Consider the following 23,372-nt stretch of genomic DNA (forward strand, 5'->3'; position numbering starts at 1 on the left):
GGAGGACGAGCGGTGCGACTGAGCGACTATCTGGACAAGGGCGCCTCCCTGGACCCCGGAGCGCCCTGCCTCACCATGGCCGGCACGTCCTTCAGCTACGGCGACGTGCGGGAGCTGTCCTGGCGGGTCGCGCGGGCGCTGGCGCGCTCGGGTGTCCGGCCGGGCGACAAGGTCGCGATCCTGTCCGGGAACGACCCCGTCTCGTTCGGCTGTGTGTTCGGCATCAGCCGGGCGGGCGCGGTGTGGTGCCCGGTCAACCCGCGCAACGAGGCGGCCGAGAACTCGGAGCTGCTGGACCTGTTCGACTGCACCTGCCTGCTCGTGCAGGAGTCGTTCGCACCGCTCGTCTCCCGGATCCGGCCACTGCTGCCGAAGCTGGCCACGGTGGTCTGCCTCGACGGCTCGATCCCCGGCACCGTCTCGATGCCGGACTGGCTCGACGGGCTCGAAGACGGGCCGTGGGAAGCCGAACCGCCGGACGACGTGGTGATGCTCGTCGGCACCGGCGGTACCACCGGGCGGCCCAAGGGCGTGGTGCTCACCGGGCACAACGTCGAGACGATGTCCGCGCTCACGCTGATGAGCTACCCGTTCTCCGGGCGGCCGCGGTACCTGGCGCTGGCGCCGCTGACACACGCGGCGGGAGTGCTGTGCTTCCCGGTGATGGCGCTGGGCGGCGAGATCGTGGTGATGCCGGCGCCGGACCTCGGCGAGTTCCTCACGCTGGTCGAGCGGCACCGCGTCACGCACAGCTTCCTGCCGCCGACGCTGATCTACCTGCTGCTGGACAAACCGGAGCTGGCGAAGACGGACCTGTCGTCGCTGCAGTGCCTCTGGTACGGCGCCGCGCCGATGTCGGCCACCAAGCTGGAGGAGGCGATCACGCGGATCGGGCCGGTGCTGGGCCAGCTGTTCGGGCAGAGCGAGGCGCCGATGATGATCTCGACCCTGGCGCCGTCCGAGCACTTCCACGCCGACGGCTCGCTCGCCCGCGAGCGGTTCACCTCCGCCGGACGGCCGACGCCGCTGACGCAGGTCGCGATCATGGCCGAGTCCGGCGCGCTGCTGCCGCCCGGCGAACGCGGCGAGATCGTGGTCCGCGGCCCGCTCGTGATGCCGGGTTACTACCGGGATCCCGACGCCACCAAGGCCGTGAGCGAGCACGGCTGGCACCACACGGGCGACATCGGCTACCTGGACGCCGGGCACTACCTGTACATCGTGGACCGGGCGAAGGACATGATCATCACCGGTGGTTTCAACGTCTACTCCGCCGAAGTCGAGCAGGCCCTGATGACTCACCCGGCGGTGCAGGACTGCGCCGTGGTCGGGCTGCCGCACGAGAAGTGGGGCGAGCAGGTGACCGCCGTGGTCAAGCTCCACAGTGGACAGACGGTGTCGCCGGACGAGCTGCGCGCACTGGTGAAGGAGCGGCTGGGCAGCGTCAAGTCGCCGAAGACGGTGCTCGTCTGGCCGGACCTGCCGCGGTCGAAGGTCGGGAAGGTGCTGAAGACGGACGTCAAGGCGCGGCTGCTGGAGCAGTTCCGCTGACCGTCGCCGCCTACGACAGCCGTGTAGATTCGAGGTATGCGTGAAGAGCGGGGCAGTAGGCGGGCACCCGGCGAGCTGGAGGCCGAGGTGCTCGCCGTGCTGTGGGAGGCGGGCGAGCCGGTGTCGGCCACGGACGTGCAGCAGCGCCTCGGCGGCGGGCTGGCTTACACGACCGTGGTGACGATCCTTTCGCGGCTGTTCGAGAAGGGCGTGGCCACCAGGGAGAAGCAGGGGCGCTCGTTCGCCTACCGCCCGGTAGACGACGAGCCCGGCCTCGCCGCGCGGCGGATGACCAAGGTGCTCGACGCGGAGGCCGACCGCACCAGCGTGCTCGCCCGGTTCGTCTCGAACCTCTCCGCCGACGATGAACGGCTCCTGCGCGATCTGCTCGACGCGGAGGGGGCCTGAGGGTGAACTCCGACTTCCTCGTCCCGCTCCTGTTGCCCCTGGCCGCCTGGCCGGTGGCGCGCTGGATGGCGCCGAGGCTGTCGCCGCGGGCCGGGAGCTGGTTGTTGACCGGCGGTGCGCTCGTGCTCGCACTCGGGAGCACGGCGGCGCTCGCCGTGCAGGCTGCGGCCGGGCTCTCACTCATACCCGCGATCGCCGCGCTGGGGCGGTTCTCCCCGGCTGCGTTCCGCGGGTCGGACGAAGTCGACGTGCCGCTCTCCATCGCCTGCGGGCTCGTCCTGACCGGCGTCGCCTTCGCGTTGGTCCGCGCGGCGCTGCGGTACCGGCGCTGGCACCGGCGGGTCCACGCCGAGCTGGACACGCACCGTCGCGGGGCCGGCGTGATCCTGTTGCCCGGCGCGGAGCCCGTGGCGTTCGCCGTCGCGGGCGGCGGCGGGCGGATCGCCGTGTCCAGCGGCATGCTGGCCGCGCTCGAGCCCCGCGAGCGCCGGGCGTTGCTGGCCCACGAACGCGCGCACCTCAGCCTGCGCCACCACTACTTCGCGGCCGCCGTCACCTTCGCCGCGGCGCTCAGCCCGTTGGTCCGCCCACTCGCCACCGCGGCCCGATTCTCCTTGGAGCGATGGGCGGACGAAGCCGCCGCGAACCACGTCGGCGACCGTCGGCTCGTGGCCACCGCCGTCGCCAAAGCGGCGCTGGCGAGCGCCCCGAATTCGTCGTACGCGCTCGCGGCGACGGGCGGCCCGGTGCCGCGGCGCGTGCTCGCCCTGCTGTCCCCGAAGTCCGGCCGGCGGTCACTGGCCGCGCTCGCCGCCGCGGCCGTCCTGGCCGTGTGCGCCTGGTCGGCCGGCACCGCGCTGGACGCGGCCGCCGACTTCCACTCGGGCATCGAGATCGCCCAGCACAGCGACCGACCGTAAGGACAAGACATGACAACCACCGTCCCCGCGCCCGTGGCGTGGTACGGCTGCATGGGCCTCGGCGGCGGCTGGGACACCGAGCCGTACCGGCCCGCCGACGTCGACGCGGCGGAGGCGGCCGTGCAAGCCGCGCTGGACATCGGGATCACCGCGTTCGACCACGCCGACATCTACCGCCACGGCAAGGCGGAGGCGGTGTTCGGCGAGGTGCTGGCGCGCACCCCCGGCCTGCGCGAGCGGATCCTGCTGCAGTCGAAGTGCGGCATCCGGCTGGGCTCGCCCGGCTACTACGACCTGCGCGGGCCAAGCATCGCCGAACGCGTCGAGCAGAGCCTGACACGGCTGCGCACCGACCACCTCGACGTGCTCCTGCTGCACCGCCCCGACCCGCTGGCCGACCCGGCCGGGATCGCGGCCGCCCTGCACCGGCTGCACGAGCAGGGACTGGTGCGGAGCTTCGGCGTGTCCAACATGAGCGGCGCGCAGATCACGAGCCTGCAGGCCGAGCTGGACCAGCCGCTGGTCGCGAACCAGCTGGAGATGAGCCTCGCGCGGCGCAACTGGGTCGAGGCGGGAGTGCTGGTGAACACCCCGGAGGCGGCGGCCGTCGGCTTCCCGCACGGCACGCTCGAGCACTGCCGCGCGCACGGGATCCGGCTGCAGGCCTGGGGCGCGCTCGCGCAGGGCGCTTACACCGGACGGCAGCAAACGCCGGAAGAGGTCGCGACCGCGGAGCTGGTCATCGAGCTGGCGAAGGCGAAGGACACCACGCCGGAAGCCGTTGTGCTGTGGTGGCTGCGCCGTCACCCGGCCGGTATCGCGCCCGTCATCGGCAGCTCCACCCCGTCCCGCATCCAGGCCTGCCACGACGCCGTGGCGCGCGAACCGGAGCTCACCCACGAGGAGTGGTACACCCTCTGGACCACGGCGCGGGGTGCCGCGCTGCCGTAACTTCCCCAGCGTGCAAGCAGAAGCGGGGCCGGTCCACAGTGGACCGGCCCCGCTTCTGGTTCAGCTCAGGTTAAATCACGCGCTGCGACGGCGGCGCACCAGCAGCAGCATCACGCCGCCACCGATGACCAGCGCGGCGCCGATCCCGATGGGCAGCGAGGCGTCGACACCGGTGTTCGCCAGCGGGGCCTGGCCCGAGTTGTTGCCGGCCGGGGTGGTCGGCGCGGTGGTCGGGGCCGTGCCCGCGACGGTCCAGCTGACCGCGGCGTTGGCGCTGACCTGCGTCTTCTCCGACTGGGCCACGATCAGCGACTGCGCCGGGTGCTTGTCGTAGTCCTGGCCGACGAACAGGCGGCCGGTGTCCAGGTGCCCGACGGCCTTCAGCGCGAACTCGCCCGTGCCGGCCTTGGCGTCCTTCGGGATGTCGACGTACAGCTTGGAGCCGTCCTTGACGTCGCCGGTCTTCAGCGCTTCGCCGTTGGCGTCGGTGAGCTTGACGCCCTCGGGCAGCTGGCTCGCGAGGTCGGTGACGTCACCGGTCGAGGTCACGGTGAACGGGCCGATCCGGGTGCCCGCCGCGCCGTCGGCCTTGGCCGGGGTGACGCTCAGGGTCGGCTTCGGCTGCTGCCCGATGCCGGTGTTCGCGCTGCCGGTCAGGTAGTCGTAGAGCGCGAGCACGTCGGCGGTGGTGTCGGCGTCCTCGTAGGGCAGCGGCTTCGTGCGGTCGAGGTCCTTGCCGTCACTGAAGTGCCACACCGCGGCCTGCGTCGCGGTGATGGCCTCGTCCACGGCCAGGCCGTCGTGAAGCGTGACGCCCTTCTTGCCCAGCGTGCTCTGCAGCGCGCTGACCCCGTTGGCCGGGTAGCCCTCGTGCAGCACCCAGTTGAGCTTGTCGTTGTTCTTGGTGAACGGCGACTTCGGGTTGGGGTACTTGTCCCACGGGCGCTCGATCATCGTCTGCGAGTAGCTGAGATCGGTGTCGATCTCCACGCAGTACATCTTGAGCATGCTGCCGTCGGAAAGCTTCAGCCCGAACAGCTCAGTGACGGGCTGCTTGCCGTCGTTGAAGTTGACGCTGAAGCCCCTGGTGCCGGCTTCCTTGACCACCTTGCCCTGAGCCGCACCGTCGTCGGCGTTGGCGGCCGGAGCCGCCACCAGCACCGCCGCGGCCGCGGCGAGCACCGCGATCCCGCCCTTGACCAGCCCTGACCTGCCGTGCATAAGTCTCCTATTCCGAAGCCCTGAACCCACCAGACCGTCACGAGCCGCGTGAGACCACAATCCCCGATCACCCGGCCACCCATTTGGGCGAAGTTCCACCCATTCAAGCGATACGGGAGCATACACGCGCCACACACACGCTCACTCGGGGTATGCCTTTAGCCTTCTCTTCGTCCGTCCGGGCAGGTTGGGACCGTTGCCCGGGGGCTCGAGACGTCCATTCCAGACGGACATTCACCGCCGCGCCACACCGCGTTCACCGGCCTTTTCACGAAGAAAAACGGTGGGGCTGCGGCCATTCAGCCGCGGGAACTGCGCCGGTCGGCGGACGCGTTCACGACAGACTCGCCAGTGGCGGAGATATGTGCGGAAATGTCCGAATCAATGCGGATTCGGCGCCGGGACCCCTCCCACGCTCGCGGCCTTAACCTCGCTGCGGCCCCACACCGCCGACAGTAAGGGGAGACGTGATGAAGTGGTTCGCCGTCCTGCTGCTGAGCGTGGGTGAGCTGCTGATGACCACGACCGGCGGCACCGGGGCCCTGATCGGCCTCGGCGTCTGGGCGTTCGGCGCGTTGGTGGTGCTGGACCTCCTGATCGGCGGCGGGCGGCGGGCGCAGTACCTCTGGGGCGCCGGGACCGGGGCGGCGGTGTGGGTGTCCATGTCCACCGAGCTGCCCCAGGCCGCCGTCGCGCCGGCCGGGCAGGCCGTCATCGGGGTGGTGACCTCCGTGCTGGCCCTGGCTTTACTGGTGCACGCCACGCTGCGCCGCCCGGCGACACCCACTGGCGGCCCAGGACCGAAGCCCGCGGCCGGGCTCACCTCCAAACCACCGGCCGAGCCCCCGGACCGGCCCGGGTGGTGACCCGGCCGCGTCAGGAAGCCGCCTCGTTGCCGGGAAAGGCCTGGGCGCCGGGAAAGAGCTGGCGGTAGCGCATCGGGGAAAGGCTCGTCGCGCGCCGGAAGTGCTGCCGCAGATTGGCCGGGGTGCCGAGCCCGACGCGGGCGGCGATCTCCTCGACGGTCAGGCCCGTGGTCTCCAGCAGCTCCTTGGCCCGGCCGATGCGCTGCTGGTGCAGCCAGGTCAACGGCGTCACCGACGTCCGCTCCAGGAACAGGCGGTGGAAGTGCCGCGGTGACAGGTGCGCCTTCGCCGCCATCCGGGCCACCGTGACGGGTTCGTCCAAATGGGACAGCATCCACTGCTGCGCGGCGGCCAGCGCGTCGTCGCCCGGTGGCACCGGCGGGGTCTCGATGAACTGCGCCTGCTCGCCCTCGCGGTGGGGCGTCGCCAGGATCCGGCGGGCGACGTGGTTGGCGACCGAAGCCCCGAGGTCCTTGCGGAGAATGTGCAACGCCAGGTCCACGCCCGCGGTCACGCCCCCGGAGGTCAGCACGGAACCGTTGTCCACGAACAACGCCGCGGGGTCCACCGTCACGCTCGGGTACTGGCGGGCGAGTTCGTCGCAGAGGGACCAGTGCGTGGTCACCTTCAGGCCGTCGAGCAGGCCCGCCTGCGCGAGGGCGAACGTGCCGGAGCAGATCGACACCATCCGCGCGCCCCGGTCCGCCGCCGCCTTCAGCGCGCCGAGGGTCATCCGGTCCAGTCCACCGGCCGCCGCCCCGCCGTAGCCGGGCACGATCACCGTCTGTGCCTTGCGCAGCAGGTCGAGGCCACCGTCGGGGACCAGGCTGAGCCCACCGGCGACGCCGGCCGGGCCGCCGTCCACCGTCGCGGTCGTGACGTCGTAGAACTCGGGCGCCTCGCGCGCGAAGACGTGCATGGGGATGGCGAAGTCCAGCGGCAGCACCTGCTCCAGCAGCACCACCGCGAGCCGATGGCGGCTCATGCGCCCGCCCCACTGACACCCAGCGTGCCGTCAGAAGGCGCGATGCCGGATGACTCACTCGTCAGCTCACGCATGGCAGCATCCTATCGCCGGTTGTCAGTACCGCCACTGTCCGGCCACGCCCGCTCGCGGCCATGCTCGGGGACAGTCCCTGCTGGCGAAGGAAAACATCTCCGTGCCCGAAAGTCTCCCGACGATCGTGCTCGGCCACGGCGGCCTCACCGACGCCTCCGTCTGGCACGGCGTCACCGCCGGACTCGAGCGGCATGGACACCACGTCCTCGCGGCCGCAGCCTGAAAACCCCGGAAAGGCAGACCTTGTCCAACAACACCGTGTCCACCAACGCTGTCTCCACCAGCGCTGTCTCCACTGACAGCGCGACCAACCTCGACCGGCTCCGCGACCGCAACCGCGCGTTCGCCGCGACCGGCGTCCGGCTCGAAGTGCCCGCGCTCCCGTTCCTCCCGCGGCAGGAGCTGTACCTCATCACGTGCCTCGACTGCCGCGTCGACCCCGCGCAGGTGCTCGGGATCGGGATGGGCGACGCGCTGGTGCAGCGCAACATCGGCGGCCGCGTCACGCCGTCCGTCATCGGCGACATCGCTTACGCCGCTTACCTCGTCGGGGCCAAGGCGCCCGAAGGCCCGTGGTTCGAGGTCGCGATCATCCACCACACCGGCTGTGGCTCGGCCCTGCTCGCCGACGATTCGATCCGCCGCGGTTACGCCGAACGAATGGGCGTCGACGAACAGTCTCTGGTGGACACCGCCGTCCTGGACCCGGCGCACACCGTCGCCACGGACGTCGAGCGCGTGCGGCAGGCGCCGCAGATCCCGGACCAGGTAAGGGTTTCGGGCCACGTGTACGACCTCGAAACCGGCCTCGTCACCACGGTCGTGCCCGCCGGACGCTGACCCCCGCGCGCGCGGCAGGCGGCTACTCGGTCGCGTCCGGCTTCACCGCCGGTGCCGCGCGCACGTGGGCGCGCTCCCCCTGCCGTCCGATCAGGCTGAGGAACTCGACCGGGCCGGAACCGGTGGCGCCGAACCAATGCGGCGTGCGCGTGTCGAACTCCGCGGCCTCGCCCGGTTTGAGGATGAGGTCGTGTTCGCCGAGGACGAGGCGGAGCGTTCCGTTCAGCACGTAGACCCAGTCGTACCCCTCGTGGGTGCGCAGGCTGGGTTCCGCGTCGTCGGTGCCGGTGGGCAGGACGAACTTGTAGGCCTGGATGCCGCCCGGCCGCCGGGTCAGGGGCAGGATCGTCGAGCCGTCCTGACAGGCGACCGGGCGCAGGTTGATGCGGGGGTCACCCGTGGCCGGCGCGTCGACGAGCTCGTCGAGAGTGACCCCGTACGCACGCGCGAGGGGTAACAGCTGCTCCAGCGTGGGGCGCCGCAGGCCCGCCTCGAGCCGGGAGAGGGTGCTGGCCGAAATGCCGGTCTGCTCGGCCAACGCCGTGAGTGTGGTCTCGCCCTGCGTCCGGAGGCGCTTCAGCCTCGGCCCGACTGCGTCCAGTGCCCGATCGATCGTTTCGTCCACGCCGACAGTTTGCCATTTGGCAAGATGCTTTGCCAACATCCCCGACGCCGGTGCACGGTGGTACTCGAACCGCGAGAACCACCAGGAGGACACCGGTGAACGAGCACACCGAGACCCACGACTTCGACCGGCCCTACTGGGAACAGCACTGGCAGCAGGCCCACCGAAGCGAGCCCGGCGCGGCCAAGGCGATGGGCCCGAACCCGCACCTGGTCCGCGAGACCAGCGGCCTGACCCCGGGCACGGCGCTGGACGCCGGATGCGGTGAAGGCGGCGAGGCCCGCTGGCTGGCCTCCCACGGCTGGGACGTCACGGCCGCGGACATCTCTTCCGAAGCCCTCGCCCGAGCCGCCGAGGCCTCGAAGAACGTGAACTGGGTCCAGGCGGACTTGACCACCTGGACGCCCGCCACCGAGTTCGACCTGGTCATGACGCACTACGCCCACCCGTCGATCCCGCAGCTGGCGTTCTACGACCGCATCTCCGAATGGGTCGCGCCCGGCGGCACGCTGCTCATCGTCGGGCACCTCCACGGAGCGGGGCACGGCCATCACCCCGCCGAAGCGTCCGCCACCGCCGCGACCATCACCGCGCGCCTGGACGCCGCGACGTGGGACGTCGTCACCGCCGAAGAGCAGGCCCGCACGCTGACCGCCCCGGACGGCCGGACCGTCCCGCTGCACGACGTCATCGTGCGCGCCACCCGGCACCCCTGACCGCCCCCGCCCAGACCAACGCCGTTAAGGCCTCCTTACCTGCGTCCTACGCGGGTAAGGAGGCCTTAACGGCCAATCCGAGCCCGCGAGAGAGAGTCATGCGCACAGAACACATGCCCATCCAAAGAAAGGGCGCCACCACAACGACAATCGATGACCCACGCCGGCGTCGCGCGATCCTGGTCGCGGTGAACATCGCGCTGATGGCCGTGATCGCGTCCGTCTCCGGGCTCAACGTCGCCCAGCCGGAGATCGCGCTGCAGTTCGGCGCGTCGCAGAGCACCGCCGGAGTGGATCATCAACATCTACACCGTCACCCTGGCCGCGCTGCTCCTGCCGCTCGGCGCGGCCGGTGACCGGTGGGGCCGGAAACCCGTGCTGCTGACCGGTTTGGCCCTCTTCGGAGTGGCGAACGTCGTGGCCGGTCTCGCCCCGTCCGCCGGGATCCTGATGGCAGCGCGGCTGCTGAGCGGGGTGGGCGCCGCGATGATCATGCCGGTCACCCTGGCCGTGATCACCTCGACCTTCCCGGACAGCGAACGGTCCAAGGCGATCGGGGTGTGGACCGCCGTCGCGGGTGGTGGCGGCATCCTCGGGATGTTCCTGTCCGCCGTCCTGGTCGACCTGGCGAGCTGGCGGTGGCTGTTCGTCCTGCCGGTGGTCCTCGTCCTGGCGGCCATCACCGTGACGCTGCGGTCGGTGCCGAACTCCCGCGAGCCGTCACGACACGGCTTCGACGCCGTCGGCTCGCTCTTGTCCATGGTCACCGTGGTCGGGCTCATCTTCGTCCTCCAAGAAGGACCCGAACGCGGGTGGACCGCGCCGGTGACCCTCCTGAGCCTGCTCGCCGGTGTCGTCGGCGGGATCGGTTTTGTCGCTTGGGAACTACGGCAGCAGGCTCCACTGCTCGACGTCCGTCTCTTCCGTACCCGGGGCCTCGCCGGCGGATCCGTGGCCCTGCTGGTCGTCTTCGGTGTCCAAGCGGGAATCTTCGTGGTGCTCTTCCCCTACTTCCAGGCGGTGCTCGGCTGGTCCGGCCTCCACGCCACCCTCGCGCTCATGCCCACCGCGCTGCTGATGATGGCCGCGTCCGGCCTCGCCCCGCGAGTCGCCGCCCGCATCGGAAGCCGCCCGACGATGGTGACCGGGATCGTCGTGGGCACCGCGGGCCTGGCCCTGATGGCCGGCCTCGTCTCCGTCGACGGCGGTTACCTCTCCGTCCTACCCGGAATGCTCGCCATGGGACTGGGCATGGGTTTGACCATGACGCCCTCCACCGAAGCCATCACCAGCTCGCTGCCACGCGATCGTCAAGGCGTGGCCTCCGCGCTCAACGACGTCACCCGCGAACTCGGCACCGCGCTCGGCGTCGCGCTGCTCGGCACCATCCTCGCCGCCGGATACCGCGGCGCCATCAACTCCCGCCTCGCCGGAGTCCCGGCCGACCTCGCCGACACCGTCCGGCAAGGCATCGCCAACGCCGTCGCGGCCGGCACCCGGTCACCGTCGCTGGTCCACGCCGCCAAGCAGTCCTTTGTGGATGGCTGGCAGCAGGCGATGTGGGTCGGGGCCGCCGTGATGGCCGCCGTCGGGGTCTACGTCCTCCTGTGGGGCCCCGAAATCACAACCGAAAGGATTTCTCATGAGTGACACCGTCGAGTACGAAGCCTGGCGCCAGGCCCGGTGGGAAGAAATGGCCGGGCCCGAGGGCAAGGCGAACGTCGTCGCCAGGGGCATGATCTCCGGCCCCTCACTCCAAACCCTGCCGGACATCCCGGGGCAGTGGAGTACCACCGAAGCAGGCGGCCTGACGGTGACGGCCACCGCCTCCGACGGAGTGGTGGTCGAAGGCAAGCCCGTGGACGGCACGGTGGACGTCCTCCCCGGCGGCCGCCTGGAATTCCACTCAGGACGGACAGGCTCGATCGGCGGCGGGGACGGCGCGTACGGCCTCATCGTCATGGACCACACCGCCGTGGCGCGTTCGGGCCTCAGCGACATCCTGGCCTACCCCTACGATCCGGCGTGGGTCCTCGAAGGCGAGTACCGGGCCGCTCCTCCCGAGCGCGCCATCGAGGTCGACCGGCTGACGGTCCCGCGGACCCAGGACACCATCCCGGCGCCCGTGGACCTCGTCGTCACGATCAACGGCGAGGAGCACGTGCTCGCCGTGCTCGAAGACCTGCCCGGTCGCCGTCTGGTGATCTTCACCGACGGCACCAGCGGCAGCAGCACCCCGGAAATCGGCCGTTGGCTCCTGCTGCCGCCGCTCGAACCCGGAAGCACCGTGCCCGTCGAATTCAACCGGACAACCCTTTCCCAGAACCACTTCTCGCCGCCCGTGTACACCTGCCCGCTCTCGCCTCCCGGCAACCACCTGCCGATGCGCATCGAGGCTGGCGAACGCGCGCTGGCCTACCAGTCCACTAAGGACAAGGCGATCCAGTACCTCCGCCATCTGGAGAACCGTGACTTCGCGGGCGCGCGGGCGATGTGCTCCGCCGCGGCCACCGTCTGGCACAACGACGGCAAGGGCGACGAGACGATCGACGAGAACATCAACGGCATGAAGGCCCAGATCCACACCATGGAATCGATGCGCTACGACGTCCTCCGCCAACTCTCCGACGGCGACGAAGTCCTTCAACAGCACGTAGTCCACGTGGCCACGACAAGCGGCATGCGCGGCGAAGTGCATGCGGCGGTGTACTTCCGCTTCGACGGCGGTCTTATCTCCAGGATCGAGGAGTACGCCAACTTCGTGCCCGTCGGGCAGGAAACCAGCTGATGGACGGGACCATCATCGGCTGACCCGGCGCTGGAACCGATGGTCAATCCCCGGGCTGCGGGACCTGGTCCGAGGCCGCCAGCGAAGCCAGCGTCGCCAGTGCCTCGGCCGGCCGGGTTCGGCGTGCAGGAACAGCGCTTCCAGCCCGCCGGGCCCGGCCGCGGTGCCCGGGTCGGTCAACAGCATCCGCAGCCGGTTCACGCCCGGCGCCATGTCCGGTGCCAGTGCGTTGGCGGCCAGCACGTCGCCGTACTGGTCGAACACGAGGGCGAACACGTTGACCGTGTTCAGCAGCATGGCGAGGCCTGGCGCACCTATTCCAGGCGCACGTCAGCGCGACCGAGGAACTCACCGACGAGCAGGTCCAGCACCAGATCACCACCAACCTGCTCGGCTCGATCCAGACCGCCCGGGCCGCGCTGCCCCATCTGCGGGCCCAGGGCGGTGGCCGGCTGATCCAGCTCTCCTCGGTCGCCGGCCTCTCGGCGCACGCGGGCCGCTTCGCTCTGCCACGCGAGCAAGTGGGGCATCGAGCGCTTCATGGAGGCCCTCGCGCAGGAAGTCGCCCCGTTCGGCGTCGAGGTGACGCTGGTCGAGCCGGGCGGCGCGAACACCGCGTTCGCCGGCGGCAGCCTGCAGCTCAGCGCGCCGCTTTCCGCCTACGACGGGACGCCGGCCGCGTTCGTGCGCCAGCTCAAGGACGCGTCCCCTTCGCGGCGACCCGGCGAAGATCGCGGCCCGCATCATCACCAGCGCGACGCAGCGGCCCGCCCCGCTGAGGCTGGTGCTGGGGCAGCGAAGGCGGTCACCGCCGCTTTGCGAGACCGTCTCGCGCAGGTCGAGCCCCAGCCGGCCACCGCCGCCGAGACGGACGCCGATCCCCAGCCGTGAGCTTGAGCCGACACGATGGTTGCCTCCATCGCTAAGTTGACTCATTGCACTTTTTTATCGAGTCTGCTTTCATGGGGACCAACAGCGTCCCGAGAGGAGCAACCATGAACTCACCAGCACCCACCCAAGCCAGAATCACCGTCATCGGCGCCGGGCCCAGCGGCCTGACCTGCGCCCGCATCCTCCAGCAGCACGGCATCGCGGTGACCGTCTACGACCGCGACCCGGGTCCCGACACCCGCAACCAGGGCGGCAGCCTCGACCTGCACGCCGACAACGGCCAGATCGCCCTGCGCGAAGCCGGCCTGCTCGACGAGTTCTTCGAGCTGGCCCGCCCCGAGGGGCAGGAGATGCGCCAGCTCAGCCTGGCCGGCGAGGTCGCCGCCCAGGACCTCCCGGAGGCCGGCGACCTCTTCAAACCGGAGATCGACCGCGGCCAGCTGCGTACCCTGCTGCTCGACTCGCTGCAGCCGGGAACCGTGCGCTGGGGCCAGGGCCTCGACTGGATCAGCGGCCCCGACGACGGTCCGCGCGAGCTGCACTTCACCGACGGCACCACTGCGGAGGCCGATCTGGTCATCGGTGCCGACGGCGCCTTCTCCCGGGTGCGCCCGGCCGTGTCCCCCGCCGTCCCCGGGTACACCGGGCTGAGCTTCACGGAGGCGTGGTTCTCCGACGTCGAGAACCGGCACCCGGAAATCGCCGAGCTGGTCGGCCAGGGCGGCGCCGCCGCGGCCGACGGCGAGCGGGGATTGTTCGCCCAGCGCAACAGCGGAGACCACATCCGCGTCTACCTCATCCGGCGGGTCCCGCTCGACTGGATGAGCGCGAACGGCCTGACCGCCGAGGACACCGACGGCATCCGTGCCCTGCTGCTCGGCGAGTACGCCGGCTGGTCGCCGAGCCTGCACCGGATGATCACCGAAAACGAGGGCGCCTACATCGACCGCCCGATCCTCGCCCTGCCGGTCCCGCACACCTGGGAGCACAGCCCGACGGTGGCCCTGCTCGGCGACGCCGCCCACCTCATGCCGCCGGTCGGCGTCGGCGTCAACCTCGCCATGCTCGACGCCTCGGAACTCGCGCTCGCCCTCGCGAACGCCGCCACCGTCGACGACGCCGTCCGCGTCTACGAGAAGACGATGCTCCCCCGTTCCGTCGAGATGGCCACGGCCCTCGACGGCGCCGCCGAAGGCCTGCTCGAGGCCGACTGAGGCGAATCCCGAGCGTCACGCCAGGTGCAGCAGCCGGTCGATCCCGTACCCGAAACGCGAGTCGAACGAGTCGTGCGCGAGCAGCTGCTCCCCGACCTTCGCCAGGGCCGGGAAACCGCCGGGCTCCAACGCTTCCGCCAGTCCCGGCGCCGCGTCGGCCGGGCTGGTCTGCTGTTCCTGGGTGAGCCCCAGTGCGAAGTAGACGATCGCCCAGCACAACCGGGCCGCCTCCACCTCCGGGAACCCGGCGGCGAGCAGGGCGGCGACGATCACCTCGGCCACGCGCAACGTCTTGCCGCCGCCGGTGAAGGTCCCGGCGACGAGCCGTCCGCCGTCGCGCCGGCCGAGCAGGGCGGCGCGGTAGCGGTGCGCCATCAGCCGCACCCGCGCGATCGGCTCGTCGGGAAGGTCGCCGGTGGGCACCGTGCCGACGATGGCGTCGGCCATGAGGTCGACCAGGCTCTGCTTGCTCTTGACGTACCAGGTCACCGAGTTGAGGTGGGCGCCGAGCCTGCGAGCCACGGCCCGCAGCGACAGCCCCTCCAGCCCTTCTTGTTCCAGGGTGGCGAAAGCGGCGGCGATCACGTCGTCACGAGTCCAGCGCATGCCCGCGAACGGTCCCTTCCCCGGGTGCGGTGTCCCGGCCGGCCCGGCTCACTCGCCGAACGCCGCCCGGGACACTTCGTCCCACTGCTCCCATTCCGCGATCCGGTTCGCGTACTCCTGACGGATCACCGGCAGCGGCCCGTCCCCGAAGAAGATCCGCAGCGGCGGCTCTTCGGCGTCGACCACGGCGAGGATCGCCTCGCGGGTGGCGCGGGGATCGCCTCGACGCGACGACGGGCGCGCGGTGGCGTTGGCCCGGAAATCCTCGTACGCCGGGGATCGCTTGGCGTGCACCGCCGACGGCCCCGCCCAATCGGTCGCGTAACCGGCGGGCTCGACGAGGGTCACGTGGACGCCGAATCCCTTGGCCTCCGCGGCCAGGCTGGAGGTGAAGCCCTCGAGCCCGAACTTGGAGGCGTGATACAGCCCGAGCCCGGGCAACGCGAACACCCCGGCGATCGAGGACACCTGCACGATGTGGCCGGATTTCTGCGCGCGCAGGTGGGGCAGCGCGGCCTGGGTGACCCAGAGCGGGCCGAACAGGTTGACGTCGACCTGCGCCCTGGCCTGTTCCGCGGTGACCTCCTCGACCATGCCGAACAGGCCGTAGCCCGCGTTGTTCACAACCACGTCGAGCGCGCCGAAGTGGTTGTGGGCAAGGTCGACAGCGGCGAACACCGCGTCGCGATCGGTCACGTCGAGCTGCAACGGCAGCACCGCCGCGCCGTACCGTTCCACCAGCCCGCCGAACGCGCCCGAACCCCGGCTCGTGACGGCGACGCGGTCACCACGTCCGAGGGCCGCTTCCGCCCACTCCCGGCCGAATCCCTTGGCGGCACCGGTGATGAACCAAGTCTTCATGATTTCTCCTTTTCGTGTCAGTGGGTTTGCGCGCTCTCGTAACGCGAGTAGTCGGGCAGCACGAATCGGTTGGACATCCGGATCTCGCCGGCGAACAGGCCGCGCGGGAGGAACCGCCGGAGCCGGGAAACGTTGTTGCGGAGCCAAACCCCCAGTGCGGTCTCCGGGGTCATGGCCTTGCCGTTGCCCGCGCCGAACTCCTGGATCTCGTCGATCCACGGCTTCAGCGTGCGCTCGTACGCCGCGAGGCCGGCCTGGTGATCGGCGCCGGCCTTGGCCAGTTCACCGGCGAGCACGTACGCGCCGACCAGCGCGATCGTGGTGCCGTGCCCGGACAGCGGGGAGGCGCAGTACGCCGCGTCGCCGACCAGCCCGACGTTGCCCACCGACCAGCGCGGCAGGCGGACCTGGCTGCAGGAGTCGAAGTAGAAGTCGGGTGCCTGGTCGATCTGCTCGATCAGCCGGTCGCACTCCCAGCCCATCCCGGCCGCCCGCGCGCGGAGCACGGCCTTGAGGCTTTCCAGCTCGCGGTAGTCGTACCGGAATTCGGCGGAGGTGAAGCTCATGAACGCCATCACCGCGCTGTTGCCGTGGATGGTCCGCATGCCCATCGTGCGCCCCGGCTCGGAGTACGCCTCCGTCCAGTCCCGGAGCCCGAGGTGGTTTTCCGCGGTCCAGAAAGACAAGTACGCGCCCAAGTGCCGCAACGGTGGCGCGTCCGGCCCGAAAGCCAGCTTCCGGACTCCCGAGTGGAGGCCGTCCGCCCCGATCACCACGTCGTACGTGCGCGCCGCGGCCTTCTCGAACGTGACCCGCACTCCGCCGGGCCCGTCGGCCAGTCCGGCGATCCGGTCCCCGAAGAGGTATTCGGCCGAGTCCCTGGTCTCCTCGTGGAAGATCTCCGACAACCGGCCGCGCAGGATCTCGGTGTCGGTCACCGGCCCGTCGCCGCCGAAGTCGGCCACGCTCAGCGTGGCCAGCCGGCGGCCGCCCGAATCCACGAACGACAGGCCGTCGGACGCCGTGCACGCCGCGGCCACCGTCTCGGCCAGCCCCGCTCGGGCCAGCACTCCGCGCGCCGAACCCCGGACGTCGACCAGCTGGCCGCCTTTCCGCAGTTCAGCCGCCTGTTCGAGCACGGTGACCTCGGCGCCGTACCGCGCCAGCCAGAAGGCCAGCGACGGGCCGGCGACGCTCGCACCCGCGATGAGCACCTTCATGTTTTCGCCCCTTTCCCTGCCCTTGACGGCCTTGGTCACTGACCAACTACCTCAGTAGACTTGGTCACTGACCAAGTTGTCAACCCGCCGGGACAAGGTGATTCGGAGGCAGGCCCAGTGCAGATCGTCGGCCGCCGCGCGGAGCGTCGCGAGATCGGCAAGTCGACTCTCATCGACGCCGCGGTGGAGGCCCTGGAAGGCTTCACGGTGTTGCGGGCCGCGGGCACAGAGTTCGAGCAGGATCTTCTTTACGCGGCCCGGCACCAGTTGTGCGGCCCGACACTGGACCAGCGCGCCCGGCTTCCGGTGGTGCGGCAGCGCGCGCTGGAGGCGGTGTTCGGCCTCGGCCGGCAGACCTCACCCGATCCGGTGTGCTGCGTGGTGGACGACGCCCAGTGGATCGACGACGCGTCACGTCAGGCGCTGGTCTTCGTGGCGCGCCGGCGGGGACGGCGACGGGCGCCGGGCACGACGGCGAGGTGTTCGACCGGATCGTGGCCGAAGCGCGCGGAAACACCTTGGCGTTACTGGAATTCGCCCACCACAGCGGCCCGTTCGGCGCGCCCGGGGCCGGAGCGGGACCGGGCCAGTGTGGCGGAGGTGCCGGAAGCGGAAGCTGTGCCGGTGACCGCCCGGCGCACCCTCCGTCACCACGTCGACCGGTGCGTAGTGAGATGAGGGGATGACGCGAACCCGGACCCGCCGCCTCACCGTCGGAGGCGTCCTGCTCGGCGCCGTCGTGCTGCTCTGGCTGTTGTTCTGGCCGGTGACGTACTGGCTGGGCGGCGCCGACCTCGATCACCTCGGCGCACAGGACCGGCTGGCCGCGATCAGCACGATCAGGGGGCAGGTCGCCACGGTGCTCAGCGCGGCGTTTGTCGGCGGCGGCCTGTACTACACCGGCCGGAAGTTCTTCCTCGACCGCGACAAGCAGTTCACCGACCGGTTCAACTCCGCCATCGACCACCTCGGGTCGGGCGAGGAAACCGTGCGGGCGGGCGGGGTCCGCGCACTCGACCGGATCCTGCACGACTCCCCCGGCGACCGGAACCGGGTGCTGGAAAGCCTCACCGGCTTCCTGCGCCACCGGACTTCCGGCTCGGGCCGGTCCGGCGATGACGACATCAACGCCGCCGTCGCCGCTCTCCGTGACCGGGGCACGCCGTCGAAGCGGCTCACCGAGAACGCGCTCGACCTGCGCAAGGTACGGCTGTCCGACGCCAATCTCCGCGGGATCTCGTTGCACCGGGCCGATCTCGGCCAAGCCGACCTTGCCGGGGCGGCGCTGGCCGGTGCCGATCTCCACGCGGCGCGGCTGCACCAGGCGACGCTGATCAACACCGACCTGACCGGTGCCGACCTCACCGGGGCCGATCTCCGCAGTGTGCGGTTCGTCCGTGCCGACCTGTCCGGCGCCGTACTCACCGGGGCCGACCTCGCCGAAGCGGACCTCAGCGGCGCGAACCTGACCGGTGCCGACCTCCGCGCCACCGACCTGACCCGCGCCGGCGGCCTGACCGCCGAACAGATCGGGTCCGCCACGACGGACCCGGCGACCATCCTGCCTCCCCACCTCGGGACCACAACGGCATGAAAACCCGGCCGACGATCGCGGTCGCCCTGCACGACGGCTGGTACGGCTGCGGAACCGGAGCCGGGTACGCCAATTACGGGTTCCTCGAAGCACTGGTCGACTCGCTGCCGGAACAGGCGCGGCTGGTCCTGTTACCCGTACGGCTGAGCCCGGAGAGCTGGGAGCACCAAGCGGCGTGGCACGACCGGGCCCGCCTGCTCGTGGAGCGCGTGGACGCGGAGATCCTGCCGGTGGACAACGGCACCGGCGGCCACGATCGCTGGGGCGGGCTGGGCAACTTCGAGCGGCTCTGCGAGCACACCGCCGAACGGATCCGGCGCGAAGTCCTGCCCGGTTCCGGCCCGCTGCTCCTCATCGCCTTCGACGTGCCCTTCTTCGGGCTGCCCGCCCTGCTGCCCCGGCCGGTCCGGGCGCGGACGGTGCTGGTGCCGAGATCAAGCGGGCTGATCCACACCCCGGGTGATGCCGCCCGCATCGCCTGGGAACGAGCCGGCCTGCACGCCGGGCTGGCGGACGGGACCCGGATCGGCGCCATTTCCCGGTACCTGGGCCGGCATTTGCGCGAGGACTACGGGATTCCCCCGTCGAGCCTGATTTCCCTTCGTGACGGACTGTCCCCGTCCGAATGGACGGCCGCCCGGTCCCGGCGCCCGGATTCCGGTATCCCCGGTGAATTCCTGCTCGCCATGGGCCGGGCCCAGCCGTACAAGGGTTTCGACGACCTTCTCGACGCCATGACAATTCTTCGGCGTGGCGGCCGCGACCTTCCCCACCTGGTCTTCGCCGCCACCGGCGAGTCACCGCACCCGAGCCGGTACCAACGGTCCCTGATGGCCCGCGCAGACCGCCTCGGCGTCGAATGCACCACGCTGACCCGGTTCACCCCGCAGGTCGCGGGCCTGCTCACGGACCCCGGCCTGCGTGGCGTGGTCATCCCCTCACGGGCTGAACCGTTCGGGCGGATCCCGATGGAGGCCTTCGCCGCGGGCGCCGCGCCGGTGATCGCGACCACGGCCGGCGGACTGGCCGAGCAGGTCGTCGACGGCCACACCGGCTTCACCTGCCCGCCGAACTCGCCGTCCGCGCTCGCCGAAGCACTGGGCCGCGCGCTGGACACGGACCAGCGCGAACGCGCCAGGATGCGCACGCGGGCCTTCCACCAGGCGTTACGAACCTACGACCAGCTCGGCACCGTGCGGCGCTTCCTCGGCGAAACAGCCCCCTGGCTGGATCTGCCCGGCGCCGATGATCGGCTACGGTGGCTGAGCAGCACCGAACCAGCCGTCCTCGCAGGGAGCCCCGTGTCCGCCGTGCCTCCGGTCAAGGTCCCGATCGGCCGCCAGGCCGGGCACTGGAACACCGTGGTCCCCGAACGGCTGGTCCTCGTCGTCGTGCACCACGCGACCTCACTGGACCGGCTGCTCGACGTGATCACCGTGTTCGACTCCGACCACCGGGTCCAGGTGGTGTTCAGCTTGAACGGCTCCGACCCGTTCCAGCACGGCCTCCAGCCCCTGCTCGACCGCCTGGGTGCGGTCCTCATTCCCTGGCACCAGGCCATCGAAACCGAATTCGACCTGGTCATCGCCGCGAATCACGGCGGGCTCACGGAAATATCCACCCCACTGGTCATTATCCCGCATGGGGCAGGGTACAATAAGAATTCTCCCGGAAACCGGAAACCGGAAACCGGAAACCGGAAACCGGAAACCGGAAACCGGTCCGTGTTCGGGCTCGCGCCGGAATGGCTGCTCTACAACGGCCGGCCGATCGCCGATTCGCTGGTCCTGTCGCACGAAGAGCAGCTGAGCCGGCTGGCCGCGGCCACGCCTGAAGCTCTCGGCACCGCTGTGGTCGCCGGTGATCCCTGTTTCGACCGGATACTCCGCAGCCTCCACCTTCGCGACCAGTACCGCCGCGCGCTCGGCGTCGAGCCCGGGCAGAAACTCGTCACGGTCTCCACGACGTGGTCGAGGCGATCCCTGATGGGCTCCTGGCCGTCGCTGTTCCGGGAACTGCTCGCCTCTCTGCCCGCCGACGACTACCGGGTCGCCGCCTCGATGCACCCCAACATCTGGCACGGCCACGGCCCCTGGCAGGTCCACACCTGGCTCGCGGACTGCGTTCGCGCCGGACTCCTGCTGGCGCCGCCCGAAGAAGGCTGGCAGGCGCTGCTCATCGCCTCCGACGTCGTCGTCGGCGATCACGGGGCCACCACTTGCTATTCCGCGGTTTCAGGCGGCCCAGTGCTGCTGGCCGCGTTCCCGGACGAGGACGTCGCGACCGGGTCCGCCGCCGACCTGCTCGGCACCCTCGCCCCGCGCCTGCATCGGCACACGCCGCTGCGCGACCAGCTCGACGCGGCGATGCGCGACCACAAGACGACCACGTTCGCCCCGATTCGCGACGCGCTCACCTCTTGCCCCGGGGAGTCCGCGGCCCGGCTGCGCACCCTGTTCTACGGCCATCTTGATCTGCCCGAGCCCGCGACGCCCGCGCTTGTCCCCGTCATCACCCTGGACACCACCACGATCCCGCCCCGGCCGAGTGCCCTCGCCGACCACGTTGTCCTTTCGCTGGGCGAAAACGACGCCCCCACGACGATCAGCCGGTATCCCGCCGACGTGTCCACCGGCGAGCGGGACGACAGCCATCTCGACAACGCGTTCCTTGTGGCCCATGAGAATCACCCGCAGCGCGACCTGCTCGACCGGGCCGCGGTCATCCTGGTCGACCCGGCGCCCGATCCGCAGGAGCGCAAAGCCGCGCTCGACGACGCGCTGCGCCGAAACCCCGGAGCAGCACTGGCCGCGGTGGCGGTCGGAGAACTCTCCGTGGTGCAGTCCCGCGAGGGCGTTCTGGTCACACTCAAGGCGCCGGACCCGGTCGTGGCGGCCGCGCTGGTGCACGAGTGGCAGCTCGCGGGACAACCGCTCGACACCCTGCCGCCCGTGACCACCATCGTCGCCGGGCCGCGGCTGGTCACCGCGCAGGTCGTGTCAGTGCTCGCCGAGCCGGTCGCGTAGCGTCTCCGCCCGGCGGTCGTCGAGGATCGTGTACAGCTCGGTGGCCCGCTGCAGCAGCGGAACAGCCTCGGCGGCGCGTCCGGTCCCCTCCAGCAGGTCGGCGAGAACCGTGCTGCTGTGGGCCTCCCAGGATTGCATGCCGAGGTCCGCGAGCAGGCCCACGGCCTCGCGCAGGACCTGTTCCGCCTCGTCCTGGAACCCCGTGCCCGCCAGGGAAAGCGACTCGCCGAGGTTGGCGGTCGCCTTCGCGATGTTGTGCCGTTCCTTCCCGGCCGAGAAGAACGCGACGGCTCGGCGGCCGGCTTCCAGCGCGTCGTCGTGCCGGCCGACCGCGGACAGCATCGGACCACCGTTCAGGTCCAGCAACGCGAGTTCCCGCGCGCGGTCCTTCGCGGGGAACCGGTGATCGTCCACAAGGGAGCGCGCGGCGGTGATGGCCTCGACCGCCTTCGGCCAAGCGCCCATCCGCTGGTCGACAAAGGACTTCCACTGGAACATCTTCGCGCGGGTGAACAGCACCGCGTCGTCGTCCGGGAGCCCTTCCGCGAGCGCGACGGCCGCATCGAACTGCTCGGACGCCAGCTGGTCGTCCCGGAAGGAGAACTGGGCCGTGCCCAGCTCGGTGTGCATCCGCAGCAGCGGGCGCGCGTCACCGGTTTCCCGGTAGACCACGCGGGCGGAGGCCAAGCCGACCGAGTGCACGGCGATGGCGTCGGCGAACAGGTCCCGCTGGAAGTAGAAGGTCACCAGTGCCTCACACAGCTGCCAGGCCAGCGAGTGCAGGCCTTCCTCCGCGGCCGCGCCCACGGCCCGGCGCAGGTTCGCCCGTTCCAGCTCCAGGTCGTCGACCGACTGCTGCCAGGCTTGCTCACCCTGGTAGGCGGGGGCGACCCGGTCATCGAAGTACTCGCCGAACCGCGGCCGATCGCTGATCGACCGCTCCCGCGCGACCGCGAACCGCAGGTACCACTCGACGACCCGCGCCACCGCCGCCTGACAGTCTTCCGCCTTGTCCTTCAACGCGACCAGTCCGGCGGCGTGCTCCTGCACCAGGCTGTGGAATTCGTAACGGTCCACGCCCACCGGGCTCAGAAGATTGGCCGCCACAAGGGCTTCCAGCGAATCCGTCGGCTCCTCCCCGAGCAGTGCCGCCGCCGCGCCGGTGGAAAACCGCCGGCCGGGATGCAGGCTCAGCAGCCGGTACGCGCGCTGCTCCGGGGCGGACAGATCCTGGTACGACACCTCGAACACCGCCGAGACCAGGCGATCGGAGTCCACGGTGAGCTTCTCGATCACCGACCGCGCGCCGCGCAGCTGGCGCACGTAGTCCGCCACCGGACCACGATGACGCGTGCTGAGCTGGGCGCCGGCGATGCTCAACGCCAGCGGCAGCCGGCCGCACAACTCGGCGAGTGCCTCGATTTCGGCGCCCGCCGTGGCGATCCGCGCGGAATCGAGGTCCGCGGAGATCAGCTCGACCGCGCTGGGCACGGTGAAGGGCGCCACGTCGATCACCGGGAAACGCTCGCGGACGAACCCCGCCGAACGCCGGCGGCTGGTGGCCAGCACCGCGCTGCGAGACGAGGACGGCAGCAGCTTCACCAGCTGCGCCGCGGACTCGACGTCGTCGAGGACCAGCAGCAGGGCCTTGTCCGCGGTGACGGTCTGAAAGGCCAGCCGCAGCCCCTGCGAAGTCGCCGGCGGGGACCCCATCCCGAGCTGGGTGAGGAAGAGGAACAGGACGTCGTCGACCGACACCGCTTCGGACGACGTGCCGAGCGTGGCCCACAACCACCCGTCGCGGAACAGGTCCTTGACCTGCTCGGCGCACTGCGCGGCCACCGTCGTCTTCCCGACCCCGGGTAAACCGGTCAGCACCACCACGGTCTGACGGCCCGAGGCCACCCCGTCCGTGATCTCGCGCCCCACCCGCTCGACCTCGTCAGTCCGGTTGATGAACAGGCGCGGGGCCCCGGGCAATGCCTTCGGAATCGGACTAGCTGCCGTCACCCGC

At 70.8% G+C, this 23,372-nt stretch carries 24 protein-coding genes and 1 pseudogene; 17 read left to right on the forward strand and 8 right to left on the reverse strand.

Annotated features, from left to right (window positions below; translation table 11 throughout):
* Positions 1 to 12 precede the first annotated feature (12 nt).
* The 4 genes from OG943_RS30045 to OG943_RS30060 are packed head-to-tail and all read left to right on the forward strand — an operon-like array spanning position 13 to position 3,830.
* Positions 13 to 1,551 carry an acyl-CoA synthetase gene (locus OG943_RS30045; protein ID WP_328604285.1) on the forward strand — a complete coding sequence of 513 codons (1,539 nt, stop codon included), beginning with the start codon at positions 13 to 15 and terminating at the stop codon, positions 1,549 to 1,551.
* A gap of 36 nt (positions 1,552 to 1,587) precedes the next feature.
* Entirely contained in the window at positions 1,588 to 1,959 is a 372-nt protein-coding gene (locus OG943_RS30050; RefSeq protein ID WP_328604286.1) for a BlaI/MecI/CopY family transcriptional regulator, read from the forward strand.
* A gap of 2 nt (positions 1,960 to 1,961) precedes the next feature.
* Positions 1,962 to 2,879: a M56 family metallopeptidase gene (locus OG943_RS30055; protein WP_328604287.1), complete on the forward strand. Its 918-nt coding sequence runs from the start codon at positions 1,962 to 1,964 to the stop codon at positions 2,877 to 2,879.
* Between the two features lie 9 nt (positions 2,880 to 2,888).
* Entirely contained in the window at positions 2,889 to 3,830 is a 942-nt protein-coding gene (locus OG943_RS30060; RefSeq protein ID WP_328604288.1) for an aldo/keto reductase, read from the forward strand.
* A gap of 75 nt (positions 3,831 to 3,905) precedes the next feature.
* On the opposite strand, the gene OG943_RS30065 is transcribed toward OG943_RS30060, so the two are convergent.
* The gene (locus tag OG943_RS30065) at positions 3,906 to 5,051 is read right to left on the reverse strand and encodes a thioester domain-containing protein (RefSeq protein WP_328604289.1); all 1,146 of its coding nucleotides are present in this window, start codon (positions 5,049 to 5,051) and stop codon (positions 3,906 to 3,908) included.
* Between the two features lie 470 nt (positions 5,052 to 5,521).
* On the opposite strand from OG943_RS30065, the gene OG943_RS30070 reads away from it, so the two are divergent.
* A complete protein-coding gene (locus OG943_RS30070) occupies positions 5,522 to 5,917 on the forward strand; it encodes a hypothetical protein (protein ID WP_328604290.1) in 396 nt (131 codons plus the stop codon).
* 10 nt (positions 5,918 to 5,927) lie between these two features.
* On the opposite strand, the gene OG943_RS30075 is transcribed toward OG943_RS30070, so the two are convergent.
* Positions 5,928 to 6,902 carry a GlxA family transcriptional regulator gene (locus OG943_RS30075; RefSeq protein WP_328604291.1) on the reverse strand — a complete coding sequence of 325 codons (975 nt, stop codon included), beginning with the start codon at positions 6,900 to 6,902 and terminating at the stop codon, positions 5,928 to 5,930.
* A 175-nt stretch (positions 6,903 to 7,077) separates the two neighbouring features.
* On the opposite strand from OG943_RS30075, the gene OG943_RS30080 reads away from it, so the two are divergent.
* On the forward strand, positions 7,078 to 7,200 hold the full coding sequence (locus OG943_RS30080; RefSeq protein ID WP_328604292.1) for a hypothetical protein: 123 nt from the start codon (positions 7,078 to 7,080) through the stop codon (positions 7,198 to 7,200).
* 35 nt (positions 7,201 to 7,235) lie between these two features.
* Entirely contained in the window at positions 7,236 to 7,817 is a 582-nt protein-coding gene (locus OG943_RS30085) for a carbonic anhydrase (RefSeq protein WP_328604293.1), read from the forward strand.
* A 22-nt stretch (positions 7,818 to 7,839) separates the two neighbouring features.
* Here OG943_RS30085 and OG943_RS30090 read toward each other — a convergent pair whose 3' ends face one another.
* Positions 7,840 to 8,442: a helix-turn-helix domain-containing protein gene (locus OG943_RS30090; protein ID WP_328604294.1), complete on the reverse strand. Its 603-nt coding sequence runs from the start codon at positions 8,440 to 8,442 to the stop codon at positions 7,840 to 7,842.
* Positions 8,443 to 8,537: 95 nt separating this feature from the next.
* On the opposite strand from OG943_RS30090, the gene OG943_RS30095 reads away from it, so the two are divergent.
* The 4 genes from OG943_RS30095 to OG943_RS30110 all read left to right on the forward strand — a co-directional run bounded on the left by OG943_RS30095 (position 8,538) and on the right by OG943_RS30110 (position 11,946).
* Positions 8,538 to 9,158, forward strand: coding sequence for a class I SAM-dependent methyltransferase (locus OG943_RS30095; protein WP_328604295.1), 621 nt, complete (start codon positions 8,538 to 8,540; stop codon positions 9,156 to 9,158).
* Between the two features lie 188 nt (positions 9,159 to 9,346).
* Positions 9,347 to 9,514 carry a hypothetical protein gene (locus OG943_RS30100; RefSeq protein ID WP_328604296.1) on the forward strand — a complete coding sequence of 56 codons (168 nt, stop codon included), beginning with the start codon at positions 9,347 to 9,349 and terminating at the stop codon, positions 9,512 to 9,514.
* Positions 9,492 to 10,808 (forward strand): MFS transporter, encoded by a 1,317-nt coding sequence (locus tag OG943_RS30105; protein WP_328612186.1) that lies wholly within the window; start codon positions 9,492 to 9,494, stop codon positions 10,806 to 10,808. The genes OG943_RS30100 and OG943_RS30105 overlap by 23 nt, the downstream gene beginning before the upstream one ends.
* Positions 10,801 to 11,946, forward strand: a complete 1,146-nt coding sequence (locus OG943_RS30110; RefSeq protein WP_328604297.1) for a DUF1684 domain-containing protein — start codon at positions 10,801 to 10,803, stop codon at positions 11,944 to 11,946. Before OG943_RS30105 ends, OG943_RS30110 begins: the two co-directional genes overlap by 8 nt.
* A gap of 12 nt (positions 11,947 to 11,958) precedes the next feature.
* Here OG943_RS30110 and OG943_RS30115 read toward each other — a convergent pair whose 3' ends face one another.
* Positions 11,959 to 12,243, reverse strand: a complete 285-nt coding sequence (locus OG943_RS30115; protein WP_328604298.1) for a hypothetical protein — start codon at positions 12,241 to 12,243, stop codon at positions 11,959 to 11,961.
* Positions 12,244 to 12,332: 89 nt separating this feature from the next.
* Here OG943_RS30115 and OG943_RS48480 point away from each other — a divergent pair.
* From OG943_RS48480 to OG943_RS30130, 3 genes and pseudogenes are all read left to right on the forward strand, one after another.
* Positions 12,333 to 12,380 (forward strand): annotated as a pseudogene (locus tag OG943_RS48480) (hypothetical protein); the annotation flags it as partial.
* 106 nt (positions 12,381 to 12,486) lie between these two features.
* Complete coding sequence (locus OG943_RS30125; protein WP_328604300.1) at positions 12,487 to 12,837, forward strand: hypothetical protein; 351 nt, start codon at positions 12,487 to 12,489, stop codon at positions 12,835 to 12,837.
* Positions 12,838 to 12,941: 104 nt separating this feature from the next.
* Positions 12,942 to 14,051, forward strand: a complete 1,110-nt coding sequence (locus tag OG943_RS30130; protein ID WP_328604301.1) for an FAD-dependent oxidoreductase — start codon at positions 12,942 to 12,944, stop codon at positions 14,049 to 14,051.
* A gap of 15 nt (positions 14,052 to 14,066) precedes the next feature.
* On the opposite strand, the gene OG943_RS30135 is transcribed toward OG943_RS30130, so the two are convergent.
* The 3 genes from OG943_RS30135 to OG943_RS30145 are packed head-to-tail and all read right to left on the reverse strand — an operon-like array spanning position 14,067 to position 16,738.
* Positions 14,067 to 14,657 (reverse strand): TetR/AcrR family transcriptional regulator C-terminal domain-containing protein, encoded by a 591-nt coding sequence (locus OG943_RS30135; protein WP_328604302.1) that lies wholly within the window; start codon positions 14,655 to 14,657, stop codon positions 14,067 to 14,069.
* A 48-nt stretch (positions 14,658 to 14,705) separates the two neighbouring features.
* Positions 14,706 to 15,518, reverse strand: a complete 813-nt coding sequence (locus OG943_RS30140) for an SDR family NAD(P)-dependent oxidoreductase (RefSeq protein WP_442874583.1) — start codon at positions 15,516 to 15,518, stop codon at positions 14,706 to 14,708.
* A gap of 17 nt (positions 15,519 to 15,535) precedes the next feature.
* A complete protein-coding gene (locus OG943_RS30145; RefSeq protein ID WP_328604303.1) occupies positions 15,536 to 16,738 on the reverse strand; it encodes an FAD-dependent monooxygenase in 1,203 nt (400 codons plus the stop codon).
* A gap of 117 nt (positions 16,739 to 16,855) precedes the next feature.
* Here OG943_RS30145 and OG943_RS30150 point away from each other — a divergent pair, with 117 nt between their 5' ends.
* From OG943_RS30150 to OG943_RS30160, 3 genes are read left to right on the forward strand one after another with little or no spacing between them, the layout of a single operon-like run.
* Positions 16,856 to 17,416, forward strand: a complete 561-nt coding sequence (locus OG943_RS30150) for a hypothetical protein (protein ID WP_328604304.1) — start codon at positions 16,856 to 16,858, stop codon at positions 17,414 to 17,416.
* Between the two features lie 4 nt (positions 17,417 to 17,420).
* Complete coding sequence (locus tag OG943_RS30155; protein ID WP_328604305.1) at positions 17,421 to 18,332, forward strand: pentapeptide repeat-containing protein; 912 nt, start codon at positions 17,421 to 17,423, stop codon at positions 18,330 to 18,332.
* Positions 18,329 to 21,358, forward strand: coding sequence for a glycosyltransferase (locus OG943_RS30160; RefSeq protein ID WP_328604306.1), 3,030 nt, complete (start codon positions 18,329 to 18,331; stop codon positions 21,356 to 21,358). The genes OG943_RS30155 and OG943_RS30160 overlap by 4 nt, the downstream gene beginning before the upstream one ends.
* On the opposite strand, the gene OG943_RS30165 is transcribed toward OG943_RS30160, so the two are convergent.
* Positions 21,332 to 23,368 (reverse strand): NB-ARC domain-containing protein, encoded by a 2,037-nt coding sequence (locus tag OG943_RS30165; protein ID WP_328604307.1) that lies wholly within the window; start codon positions 23,366 to 23,368, stop codon positions 21,332 to 21,334. The genes OG943_RS30160 and OG943_RS30165 overlap by 27 nt on opposite strands.
* Positions 23,369 to 23,372 lie beyond the last annotated feature (4 nt).

This window comes from Amycolatopsis sp. NBC_00345, from assembly GCF_036116635.1.
Classification (GTDB): Bacteria; Actinomycetota; Actinomycetes; order Mycobacteriales; family Pseudonocardiaceae; genus Amycolatopsis.